Source organism: Neobacillus drentensis NBRC 102427 (assembly GCF_001591445.1).
GTDB classification, from domain to species: domain Bacteria; phylum Bacillota; class Bacilli; order Bacillales; family Cytobacillaceae; genus Neobacillus; species Neobacillus drentensis.
In genome coordinates this window covers 26,014-37,357 of sequence record NZ_BCUX01000047.1, presented here as the reverse complement: position 1 = coordinate 37,357, position 11,344 = coordinate 26,014, and the positions used below count along the sequence as shown (strand labels likewise).

General features: G+C 39.7%; 10 protein-coding genes. 1 reads left to right on the top strand and 9 read right to left on the bottom strand.

The window, feature by feature from the left end; translation table 11 throughout:
• Positions 1-85: 85 nt before the first annotated feature.
• The 6 genes from BDR01S_RS19075 to BDR01S_RS19050 form a co-directional block, all read right to left on the bottom strand.
• Positions 86-361: a SemiSWEET transporter gene (locus BDR01S_RS19075; protein WP_066250967.1), complete on the bottom strand. Its 276-nt coding sequence runs from the start codon at positions 359-361 to the stop codon at positions 86-88.
• Between the two features lie 85 nt (positions 362-446).
• Positions 447-2,117 (bottom strand): glycoside hydrolase family 13 protein, encoded by a 1,671-nt coding sequence (locus tag BDR01S_RS19070; RefSeq protein ID WP_066250964.1) that lies wholly within the window; start codon positions 2,115-2,117, stop codon positions 447-449.
• A gap of 35 nt (positions 2,118-2,152) precedes the next feature.
• On the bottom strand, positions 2,153-3,121 hold the full coding sequence (locus BDR01S_RS19065) for a sugar phosphate isomerase/epimerase family protein (protein WP_066250961.1): 969 nt from the start codon (positions 3,119-3,121) through the stop codon (positions 2,153-2,155).
• Positions 3,122-3,149: 28 nt separating this feature from the next.
• Positions 3,150-4,187 (bottom strand): Gfo/Idh/MocA family protein, encoded by a 1,038-nt coding sequence (locus BDR01S_RS19060; RefSeq protein WP_066250958.1) that lies wholly within the window; start codon positions 4,185-4,187, stop codon positions 3,150-3,152.
• Positions 4,187-4,915 (bottom strand): ThuA domain-containing protein, encoded by a 729-nt coding sequence (locus tag BDR01S_RS19055; protein WP_066250956.1) that lies wholly within the window; start codon positions 4,913-4,915, stop codon positions 4,187-4,189. Before BDR01S_RS19055 ends, BDR01S_RS19060 begins: the two co-directional genes overlap by 1 nt.
• A gap of 107 nt (positions 4,916-5,022) precedes the next feature.
• Complete coding sequence (locus tag BDR01S_RS19050) at positions 5,023-6,093, bottom strand: Gfo/Idh/MocA family protein (RefSeq protein ID WP_066250952.1); 1,071 nt, start codon at positions 6,091-6,093, stop codon at positions 5,023-5,025.
• Positions 6,094-6,229: 136 nt separating this feature from the next.
• On the opposite strand from BDR01S_RS19050, the gene BDR01S_RS19045 reads away from it, so the two are divergent.
• On the top strand, positions 6,230-7,003 hold the full coding sequence (locus tag BDR01S_RS19045; protein WP_066250949.1) for an AraC family transcriptional regulator: 774 nt from the start codon (positions 6,230-6,232) through the stop codon (positions 7,001-7,003).
• A 52-nt stretch (positions 7,004-7,055) separates the two neighbouring features.
• On the opposite strand, the gene BDR01S_RS19040 is transcribed toward BDR01S_RS19045, so the two are convergent.
• From BDR01S_RS19040 to BDR01S_RS19030, 3 genes are all read right to left on the bottom strand, one after another.
• Positions 7,056-8,018 carry a carbohydrate kinase family protein gene (locus BDR01S_RS19040; protein WP_066250946.1) on the bottom strand — a complete coding sequence of 321 codons (963 nt, stop codon included), beginning with the start codon at positions 8,016-8,018 and terminating at the stop codon, positions 7,056-7,058.
• 106 nt (positions 8,019-8,124) lie between these two features.
• Positions 8,125-9,603, bottom strand: a complete 1,479-nt coding sequence (locus BDR01S_RS19035; RefSeq protein ID WP_066250943.1) for a glycoside hydrolase family 32 protein — start codon at positions 9,601-9,603, stop codon at positions 8,125-8,127.
• A 109-nt stretch (positions 9,604-9,712) separates the two neighbouring features.
• Positions 9,713-11,329 carry an ABC transporter substrate-binding protein gene (locus BDR01S_RS19030; protein ID WP_066250942.1) on the bottom strand — a complete coding sequence of 539 codons (1,617 nt, stop codon included), beginning with the start codon at positions 11,327-11,329 and terminating at the stop codon, positions 9,713-9,715.
• Positions 11,330-11,344: the final 15 nt, after the last annotated feature.

Below are 11,344 nucleotides of genomic sequence, written 5' to 3'. Positions count from 1 at the left end.
AAACTGGTCATGAAAAAAATAAGTCAGTAGCGTAACTTAGTTAACAAAAGACGATTCGGAATCCCGAGTCGTCTTTTTCTCATTTTTACTTAGCATTTGTGCTATATTTTATTTTTAATGATAATATTGTTACCGCTAGCACTAACGTAATAGCGTTTGCAACAATGATTGGCGTATCTTTTACAAATATCCCGTACACCAGCCACATTAAAACCCCTCCAGTGAACAAGCTGTACATGACTAAGGATATTCCTTCCGTGTTTTTCTCTTTAATTGTCTTAATGGCCTGTGGAAGAAAAGAGATTGTGGTCAGAATTGCAGCTATATACCCAAAAATTGGAACGAAATTTAAACTATCCATTATTTATCACCTCTCAATTCTAAGAAACGATTCACAATTTAATGTAATTTTTGGCACAAAAAAAGGGCTGGCAGCCCTCCATGAATTACCTTATCATATATACCCTTGTTTCATAAGGTCCTAATGTAAAATTTTTAAGTAATCTCTTAGTATCAACCTCATAATTGTTAAGGACAAGTTGAGAAGTTGAATAAGATAAACTACCCGGAACACGAAACCTCGTTCGTTTCCCACTAAAATTGTTGATTACAAGCGCCTTTTTCTTCCCCAAACTTCGGGTATAAACAAACAGTTTCGGATGATTCGCAACTAATAGGTCGTAAGTACCATAAACAAACACTGGGTTTTCTTTTCTTAAGCGAATTAATTTTTTATAAAATGATAAAATCGAGTCAGGATCATTTAATTGAGCCTCTACATTAATCTTTGTATAATTTTGATTCACACCCAGCCATGTTTGTTCTGCTGTTGTAAATCCTCCCATGTTAGATGCATCCCATTGCATCGGTGTCCGGGCATTATCCCGGCCCTTTTCCCAAATGACCTTCATAATTTCGTCATGGGAACGGCCTTTGGCTGTTTCAACATGATAGTAGTTAATCATGCCAACGTCGTTGTAATCCTCAATAGATGGGAATTGGACGTTTGTCATCCCAATTTCCTGACCTTGGTAAATAAATGGAGTACCTTTCATTAGGAAATATACCGTTCCAAGCATTTTGGCACTCTCTTTCCAATACTCCTTGTCATTTCCCCAGTTAGATACCCGACGAGGCTGATCATGGTTTTCGATGAATAAGGCATTCCAGCCTCTGCCTTCCAAACCTGTCTGCCATTTGGTTAGAACCTTTTTCAACATACGAACGTCAATAGATCCATCTGCATCCTTATCCCACAAATCTAAAAATTCGAACTGAAATATCATATTAAAATAGCCGTTTTCTTCGCCTACCCATTGATCTGCTTCTTTTAGGCCGACACCATTTGCTTCCCCAACGGTCATGATGTCATAATTTTTAATGGTTTTTTGAGAGAATTCTGAGAGAAACTCATCAATTCCATCGACGTTCATCATTTTTGGAAAGCAAGGCACATAATCTAACTTGTCTGGGTTAGGCATATCAGGGAGTCCCGGTTCTTTCTTAATATGTGAGATGGCATCTACACGGAAACCATCGATTCCTTTTTCCAGCCACCAGTTCACCATATCGTATAAAGCTTCCCTTACCTCAGGATTTTCCCAATTCAAATCAGGCTGCCTTGCTGAGAAGATGTGCATGAAATACTGTTCAGTTTCTTTATCATATCTCCAAGCAGGGCCACTGAAAATCGACTCCCAATTGTTCGGCGCTTTTCCATCTTTTCCATCTCTCCAAATGTACCAGTCACGTTTCGGGTTGTCTTTAGAGGAACGAGACTCGATAAACCATGGGTGTTCGTCGCTCGTATGATTGATGACCAAATCAAGGATTAATTTCATTCCACGCTGATGAACGCCTTCAAGTAGTTCGTTAAAATCATCCATCGTCCCGAAATCTTCCATAATATCTTGGTAATCGGAAATATCATAGCCATTGTCGTCATTTGGTGATTTGTACATCGGCGACAGCCAAATGACATCTATTCCTAACTCTTTTAGGTAGTCTAATTTTGCAGTAACACCATTTAAATCACCAATCCCGTCCCCATTGCTGTCCATGAAACTGCGGGGATAGACTTGATAGGCTACACTTTCTTTCCACCATTTTTTGTTCACTCTTGCACCTCAGTTCTATCAGCTTTCCAAACTTTTTATACCCACCACATTTGCGAGACTGGCTCTTCAATTAAGACCGATTTTAAGTTCGTTACTGCGCGATTGAACCCTTCGTTAATAGACATAATTGGATCCTCATGTTCGATACTGACCACATAATCATAGCCGTAGGTTCTTAAGGCACTCATCATGTCAGACCATTCTTTCAGACTATGTCCACAGCCAACCGAACGGAACGACCAAGCTCTTGTTTTTACCGCCCCGTAGGGCTGCATATCCGTTAATCCATACATATTCACATTTTCCTGATCAATGTACGTGTCTTTCGCATGAAAATGATGGATTGCATTTTCTTTTGCTAAAATTTTAATCGCTGCAACTGGATCAATTCCCTGCCACCATAGATGACTTGGGTCTAGGTTAGCGCCAATCGCATCACAGGTTTCCTCACGCAGCTTTAAAAGTGTATATGGTGTGTGGATTAAAAAGCCGCCGTGGAGTTCAAGTCCTATTTTCACGTTGTGTTCCTTAGCAAATTGGCCAACTTCCTTCCAATAAGGAATCAGTTTTTCTTCCCATTGCCACTTTAAAACATCGCCATATTCATTCGGCCATGGGGTAACAGGCCAGTTAGGGTATTTTGCTCCTTCATGATCTCCTGCTGTTCCTGAGAAACAGTTCACAACCGGCACTTCGAGAAGTGAGGCAAGTTTAATCGTTTTTAGGAGTGTTTCATGCGAGTTTTTCGCAAATTCTTTTTCAGGGGAAATCGGGTTTCCATGACAACTAAATGCGCTGATTGTTAAATTGCGCTCCTCGATTTTTTGGAGATATTGTTTGCGATCTGCCTCGTTTTCCAATAACCCATCTAAATCGCAATGGTTGTTACCAGGATAGCAGCCGGTTCCGATTTCCACTGCATGCAGCCCTGCTTCTTTCACTGTATCAAGCATTTCCTCAAAAGATTTTTCAGCAAATAATACTGTAAAAACGCCTAGTTTCATATGTAATTCCCCTCTCTTTATAGAAAAATTAATTTAGCTCGCTAACTTTAACAATTTGTTTTGTTTCATTTGATTGTAAAGCTGCTAAAATAACCGCTAGTGATTTCAGGCCTTCTTCACCAGGCACAGGTGGTTCTTGATTATGAATAACAGCATCGACAAAATGGTTGATCACATGTGTGGTCCGTTGTCCACCAGCATCATTGGACTGGATTTTTCCAAGTTGATAATTAACCACATCTCCGTTTACATACTGAACGACAAGAGAATTATTAGGATCATCCTCTAATCGAAGAATCGCCTTCTCTCCATAAATAATCGTCGAGTTATCTTCCTTACTGACATAAGCCCAGCTCGCTGCAAGTGTTCCAATAATCCCGGTTTCAGTTTTTAAAACACATACTGCATTATCATCGACATCCGCGAAGTCTTTAGCACTTGTTTCAACAAAGGAACCCACCTCAGTAATTTCCTCATCTAGTACATATCTTAGTAAATCAGTCTTATGGACGCCTAAATCACCCATTGCCCCAACGAATGCTTTATCCTTTTCAAAAAACCAGCTTTCTTTCCCATCTACACTCCATCCCTCTGGGCCGCCATGCCCGAATGCTGTGCGGAAGCTATAAATTTTTCCAATTTCCCCGCTAGCAATCAACTGACGTGCTCGTTGATGAGAAGCTACAAAACGCTGATTATGAGCAATCATTAACTTTTTTCCACTTTCTTTGGCTGCGGCAATCATTGCTTCTGCTTCCTGTTTAGAAGTGGACATTGGTTTTTCACAAAGTACATGTAATCCTGCATTTAGGGCAGCTATCGAGATTGGGGCATGAAGGTAGTTTGGTGTACAAACACTGACTGCGTCGACGGTGCCGCTGCTTAATAATTCTTCATAATTTGTGTAGGCTCCGACCTCATACTTTTCAGCAATTTCTTTAGCCCGTTCTTCATTAATATCACATACTGCGACTAGTTCTACGTTTTTATTGGCTTGATATTCAGGTAAATGGCGATGCTGGGCAATACTGCCGCAACCGATGACTCCAACTCTTAACTTTCCCATTATTTTTGTCCCCCTTTGATTTGTTCAAGTGGTTCCGCATTTCCATAAACAGGACGTTCCCTTTTGACTGGGGCAGCCCACTTTACCGCATTGATAATGACACGTTGAATCTGTTCATTATGGTAGGTCGGATAGGTTTCATGTCCCGGCCTGAAATAAAATACTTTTCCGTTCCCACGTGTGTAGGTGATTCCGCTTCGGAATACTTCGCCGCCTTCAAACCAGCTCGTAAAAATAAGCTCATCCGGCTGAGGGATATCAAAATGCTCCCCATACATTTCTTCTTTTTCTAATTCAATATATTCAGAGATTCCTTCTGTAATCGGATGGCTTGGGCTCACAACCCAAAGGCGTTCTTTTTCGTCAGCTTCCCGCCACTTTAAATCACAGCTGGTACCCATTAATGTTTTAAAGATTTTTGAAAAATGTCCGGAGTGAAGAACAATCAGTCCCATGCCTTCTAGAACACGCTGTTGAACTTTTTGTACAATCTCATCTTTTACTTCACTATGGGCTAGGTGTCCCCACCAAACTAGGACATCGGTGGCAGCAAGTACCTCATCTGTTAGGCCATGTTCTGGCTCATCAAGAGTGGCGGTTACGGCTGTGATCCCTTCTGCCTGAAGGAATTGGACGATAGTCCCATGGATACCTGTTGGATAAATATCTCTAACGATCGGATTTTTTTGCTCATGACGGTTTTCATTCCATACTGTAACCTTCAACATGAAAACGACTCCTTTTCGTGATTACTTTATAGTTAATTTTAGAGATTGATAGAATTAATGAAACGGCTTACATTGACAGATAGGGTGGAAAATATTGAACTTCATGGCTACCTGTTGTATGAGTCGAAATCCTTTATTACTTCGTTCCTTTCAGCTGCTTTAAATATCGTTTCAATCAACTGTAGGACTCGAAGCACTTCCGTATTTTTAACAATCGGTTTAGCTTTTCCTTCAATTACGGAAACCACGTTATCGTAGAAACTTTCCATCGTTGGTGCTACCTCCGGTAAATCAGATGTGCTGACGGCTGATTCAGAAGGCGGGGCCATAGTTTTCGTTAAGCCCTGTCCTGCTTGAATTGGTTTAGGTGCCTCAATATCTACCCCGAAGTTTTGCGTCACTATCTTCCCAGCTATACTCCAATCGTCGATTACTGCTGTACCGGCAGTCCCTTTTACATACCACCTAGGTAATTGAATAAAATTCGTTGTCCCCACTTCAATTAATGCGGTGGAGCCATTTTCAAAGGTGATGATTGTCTGGAAACCATCATCCACTTCATCTCCTAAGACATAGCTTAAATTGGCATAGACACTGGTAATCTTACTATCTACCATAAAGAGCAGTTGATCGAGTAAATGAACACCCCAGTCTAGAAGCATTCCTCCGCCTGGCGCTTTCAGATGGCGCCAATCTCCCGGAATTCCATTGGCTCCTTGGACACGTGATTCAATATGAAAAACCTTGCCGATGATCGTTTCATCGTATATTTTTTTTATAGTTAGGAAATCTTTATCCCACCGGCGATTTTGATGGACGACAAATTTGCGCTGAGTCACTTCTGCTACTTTCATAATTTCTTTTAAATCTTCGCTGTAGATCGTGACAGGCTTTTCACAAATCACATGCTTATTTGCATTTAAAGCCTTTATAGCTATATCTTTATGTACATCGTTTGGCGTGGCAATCAGAACGAGATCTACATCCTGATCGGATAAAACTGCTTCGTAGCTTTCATACACTTTATAACCGTCCGCTAAAGCTGCAGTTCTTCTTTCCTCCAAAATATCAAAGGTTCCAATGACGTTAATGGTTTGGTTTTCCTTTAGTAATTTCGCGTGGTAGCTACCCATCCCGCCATAACCTACTATCACTAAATTATAGAGTTTATTTGTCATTTTCATTACTCCCTTTCGGTCCAATTACGCCTTACTTATTTGATTCCATGTTAAACTTTTTCAATACAAAGAAACATAGATGATATAATTGAAACATCAACTATTTTGCTATTTTATTTTTTCAGAAGGTGGTCATATGACGACAAATATATTATTTTGCGGCTATTCCTTTCACACTAATGGCTATCATTCGCAGCATAAATCTGGCTATCCCTCTTACCTCTTTCGCCTGCAAACAGAGGGGCATTGTGAAGTCGTGGTAAAAGGAAGAAAAGTAAACCTAGAGAAAGGAGATCTCCTCCTCATCAAACCGGGTGATCACTACGAACTGCTTGTAAAGCCTGGTCAAATCAGCGGGGATTTCCACTTAGTTTGTGAAGGAACTTGGGTGGATGATTGGTGGAGCCGTTCAACAAAACCTGATATCGCACGAATCGATTTAGACGAAAAATTGCTCTCTTTATGGCGTCATATCATGATTGAAAAACGCCGTCCAGCATCGATTGAAAACGAAGAACTCACTGGCTATTTACTGCGAGCCCTCTGCTTATTGCTGGAGCGGACGGTAAAAGAAACGGTCACGACCATCAATCATCCTTATGCGGTAACACGAATGATGCGATACATTGAAGAGCACGCAACGTCTGTTTTTAAAGTAGAAGAGGCGGCTCTTCATGCTGGACTTAGCGTTTCTCGGTCCGTCCATTTGTTTAAAAGCAGCGTCGGTAAAACGATGATGGAATACGCGCTTGAGATTCGATTGTCTGCAGCCATCGAGCGAATGAAATACAGTTCGATGACACTGGAGCAGATTGCGGAAGAATGTGGATTTGGAGCCTATTCTTATTTTCATAGAGTCTTTAAAAAAAAGTACGGGGTCGCACCGGGTGTTTATCGACGAACTGAGTAAATTGTGCGTTAAACAGCCCTTCTTTTAAAAGGAAGGGCTGGCTTTATCACGTTTAAAATTGGTGAACTTCTTCTTGGGTAGGTAAAGCAGAAATAGCTCCAACTTTTGTACAAACGATTGCACCAACTTTATTGCTAAAGCTAATGATATTTTTTAGCTGTTCGAAGTTTTCCAAAAGTCTTTTAGGCTCCTCACCGATCGCTAACTGGTAGAGCGTTGCGCCTACGAATGCATCCCCGGCACCGGTAGAATCAATAGAATCTACTTTTACACTTGGAACAATTTCTATCCTTTGCCTATTAGAAACCATCGTTCCTTCTTTTCCTAGAGTAACTGCCACAACTTTTGCACCTAGTTCATGAAGCATAGCGATTCCATCTTCTCTATCATTCATCCCTGAAATAATCATTAATTCTTCATCGCTTACTTTTACAAAATCAGCGATAGCGATTCCTTTTTGTGATAATTTAATAAAATCGTCTATTCTGCCTTTCCAGAGATCTATTCTGTAGTTAGGGTCAAAAGAGATAAATTTCCCTTCTTCCCTTGCCGCTTGTATCAGATTTACATAAGTAGATTGAAATGGTTCAGCTAATAAAGCGGTGGCTGAACCGAAGTGTAGAATACTCGATTCCATTATTCTATCTTTATCAAGATCATTCTCCGTTAAAAAGGCGTCTGCCCCGCGATTAAAAATAAAATCTCTTTCACCATTAGCTTTTAATGACACAAATGCCAGCGTAGTTGGATGTTCATCATCTAAGACAAGCATCGAGGTATCGACATTCACTGCCTCTAATGTATTTTTTAAAAAATGTCCAAACGGATCATTTCCAACTTTCCCACTAAATAGGGCACTGCCCCCCAGTTTCACAATCGCTGCACAAACATTTGCTGGCGCTCCACCTGCTTGTTTTTCAAAATTTTTCCCTTCGACTAGATCAATGTCCACATCTGTACAGAAAAAGTCGATTAATAATTCGCCGATACAAATGACTGAAGAATTGTTTTTCATTTAAGCTCAACCTTCCTTTCAAATTGTTCAATATAGTAACTTGCTCTTGCCCTTCGAAACAAAGCCCTAACCGGATATTTCGATTAGAGCTTTGCTAAAAATAAAATTACTTACCCCATATAGATTCTAGTTCCGTTAATTTTAATGAGAATACGTGGGTTTTTCCTTCATCTGAAAATAAGGCAATTTTATCATATGGTTTGTTTGGAAAGATTAAACTAGTAAATACTACCTTGCCATCATTTGCAAATACCTCTATGGAAGAAGCATCCATAAATATTTGCAGCTTGAATCTGTCATTTTCTATCTTTAGAGATGCTTCTTGTACGGCTGCGAATGATTCTGAAAAACTATTATCTCCGGCATTAGTTCTGTCAACTGCTATGACTTCCTTTTCCACATCATATCGAATTACTGTCTTTTCATCATCAGTGCTTTGTAAAACGAGTCCAAAAGAATCTGAAGTTCGTTTTTCAAACTCCAGATTCACTTCCATTAATGGACTGAACATGTTATAAGAAATGGGTTGGTTTGATTCAATTGTTAGATTTTGATAACCTTGTGAACCTTTTCGAATCGAGTTAATTTCCGGTACCACTCGCTGTACCAAGCGAACTCCATCCTTACTAGAAGTTAACGATAATTCTCTTGGCAAGGTCATCGCACTCCGCCATTCTTCAGTTGGCACTTGATTTGCGTAACGCCAATTACTCATCCATCCAATATAAATTCTTCTTCCATCTTTAGATGGAATATCAGACCAGCTTACCCCAGCATAATTATCCCGGCCATAATCTAACCAGAGAACTATTTCATCAGGATTATTATTTACAAATGTAGTTCCGTCAAAATCACCTACAAAATATTGTGTTCTTGATCCTTCTTTGAATTCATGGTTATCACCTATGCTGACAAACATAACCCATTTTTGATTATGTTCATCACCATTGACAGGCAATTGAAACAGGTCGGGGCATTCCCAAACGCCTTCATGTGAACCAGCTTTATTTCCAAATTCACTAGCAAACTCCCAATCTTTTAGGTTAGCCGATGTATAAATGGTAACGGATTGTCCAGTAGCTAATACCATCACCCATTTATTCGTTTCATCATGCCAAAAAACCTTTGGATCGCGATAATCGGTTATATTGACATCAGAGAGGACTGGATTTCCCTCGTATTTAATCCACGTTCTTCCGTTATCATTGCTATAAGCAAGACTTTGGCGCTGGCGTGGTCTGTCGGAATCTGGATAGTTATCAGCACTAGTATAAATGGCCACTAACCCAGGTCCATCCTGAAAAAACCCTGATGTGTTATTCCAATCCACTACGACACTCCCAGAAAAAATCGCTCCATGCTCATCTGGATACAGCCCAATCGGAAGCTGTTCCCAATGAATTAAATCTTTACTAACCGCATGGCCCCAGTGCATCGGTCCCCATGTCGTACCAAATGGATGGTATTGATAAAAAAGATGATACTCATCATTAAAAAAGACCATTCCGTTTGGATCGTTCATCCATTTTTCTTCTGGTGAGAAATGAAATTGCGGACGATGCTTTTCTTTATATAATTGTTTCATTATTTGTCGCTCCTTTTAATATTTTGATAGATGGAATTATCCTATTAAATTGGAACAAGGCTGTACGTATGCTTGTACTGTACAGCCTAAGCCAACTATTAGATATCGTTTATTTTGTGTTTCTGTCATATCCATCTTGTTTAATCTTTAACCACTCTTGTAAGCCTAAACGGTCTAATTCTTTCAAATATCCATCCCACTCTTTTTCCACTTTCCCATTTTGAATCCATTCCGCACGTTTTCTCATCACATAAGCAAACATATCTGTTTCAATGGTAGTCAGCTTGTCGCTATCTTCTAAGGAGAAGAATACCCTTGGATATATATTTTCTGCAGTCATATGAGGAACCATTACGTCCTTCATTAGCCCTAATCTCCATGCTGCATCATCTGGTTTGGTGGTAACCTTTCCATAGTACTCATCTAATATCGCTAATGGTCCGCCAATATTTGTTTTTTGTCTTAATTCTACTGGTGCTGTACCTTCTAAAGGAAGATGTTTTAACATACCTGCCGCTTCATCTAATTCAAAGATATTTTGCTGCGTTTTATCGCCATAAGTTCCCCAGTTATCTTGAACAGATTGTTTTGGTTCATATAATTGATCAATCCATTTTGCCGTCAATTCAATGTTCTTATCCGCACTGGTGATAACCATTCGACCTCGATCAAAGCCCATTCCATTGGTTCGCGCTACATTTACGTGGCCATCAGGACCAGCAAGAGGCTTCATGAGGTCGTATTTGTCATTCATGCCTGTAATATTGCCTTTATCCCAAGTGAAATATAAACCATAACGATTATCTTTACCTTTAGATACATAGGTGTTCCAATCTTGTTCAAATGCTTCCACATCGATTAGACCTTCTTTATATAACTCATTTAGAAATTTAATACCCTCTTTATATCCTTCATCTGATGCTGTAAACGTAACTTTACCATCATTGCTTACAACCGTATGATCCCAGTTTTCTCCTAGACCAAATGAGCCAAATAAGAATGCCAGGTCTTCCCCGCCTGCTTGCTTCCCAATAAACGACATTGGGATTTCATCCGCTTTGCCGTTGCCATTTGGATCTTTTGTTTTAAAAGCAATCAATACTTGCTTTAATTCTTCGGTTGTTGTCGGCATTTTTAAACCTAGTTTGTTTAACCATTCCACATTGATCCATGGGAAATCATCAACCGAGTGAATACTTTCTTTTCCTGAACCTAACTCCTCAATCCATGGGAAGGAATAGATATGTCCATCAGGTGCCGTCATCATTGCTTTATATTCAGGGGCACCCTCTAGAACCTTTTGCAGGTTAGGCATATACTTCTCAATTAAATTTTCAACAGGAATAATTGCCCCATCTTTTGCTAGTTTCAATAGATCATGGTCATTAAAACCGGCATCCAGGATGGCATCCGGCAAATCGCCGCTAGCCATTGCTAAGTTTCTTTTCTCGATAAAAGCATCTGAGGTGTAGTTCTTCCATTTAATATGAACACCGGACTGCTTTTCTAATCGCTTATAAATTATCTTTTTATTAGGGTCAGCTGGAGCTAATGGCGAGCTTTGTGTCATAAAATTCAATGTCACTTTTTCCTTTAAAGGAAATGATACATTCTTTAATTTATATTCTTTTGATGATGCTGTTTCACTTTTGCTAGCGTTACTGCAGCCTGAAACTAGTAATACTGATGCAAGTGATACAGCTAGTACTCTTTTTACATTTTTCATTAAATAGCCTCCTAA

Excerpts from the sequence above, each read along its gene's own strand:
- BDR01S_RS19035 (WP_066250943.1), bottom strand. The coding sequence starts at position 9,603 with ATGAAACAATTATATAAAGAAAAGCATCGTCCGCAATTTCATTTCTCA.
- BDR01S_RS19040 (WP_066250946.1), bottom strand. The coding sequence starts at position 8,018 with ATGAAAAACAATTCTTCAGTCATTTGTATCGGCGAATTATTAATCGAC.
- BDR01S_RS19045 (WP_066250949.1), top strand. The coding sequence starts at position 6,230 with ATGACGACAAATATATTATTTTGCGGCTATTCCTTTCACACTAATGGC.
- BDR01S_RS19055 (WP_066250956.1), bottom strand. The coding sequence starts at position 4,915 with ATGTTGAAGGTTACAGTATGGAATGAAAACCGTCATGAGCAAAAAAAT.
- BDR01S_RS19065 (WP_066250961.1), bottom strand. The coding sequence starts at position 3,121 with ATGAAACTAGGCGTTTTTACAGTATTATTTGCTGAAAAATCTTTTGAG.
- BDR01S_RS19060 (WP_066250958.1), bottom strand. The coding sequence starts at position 4,187 with ATGGGAAAGTTAAGAGTTGGAGTCATCGGTTGCGGCAGTATTGCCCAG.
- BDR01S_RS19075 (WP_066250967.1), bottom strand. The coding sequence starts at position 361 with ATGGATAGTTTAAATTTCGTTCCAATTTTTGGGTATATAGCTGCAATT.
- BDR01S_RS19030 (WP_066250942.1), bottom strand. The coding sequence starts at position 11,329 with ATGAAAAATGTAAAAAGAGTACTAGCTGTATCACTTGCATCAGTATTA.
- BDR01S_RS19050 (WP_066250952.1), bottom strand. The coding sequence starts at position 6,093 with ATGACAAATAAACTCTATAATTTAGTGATAGTAGGTTATGGCGGGATG.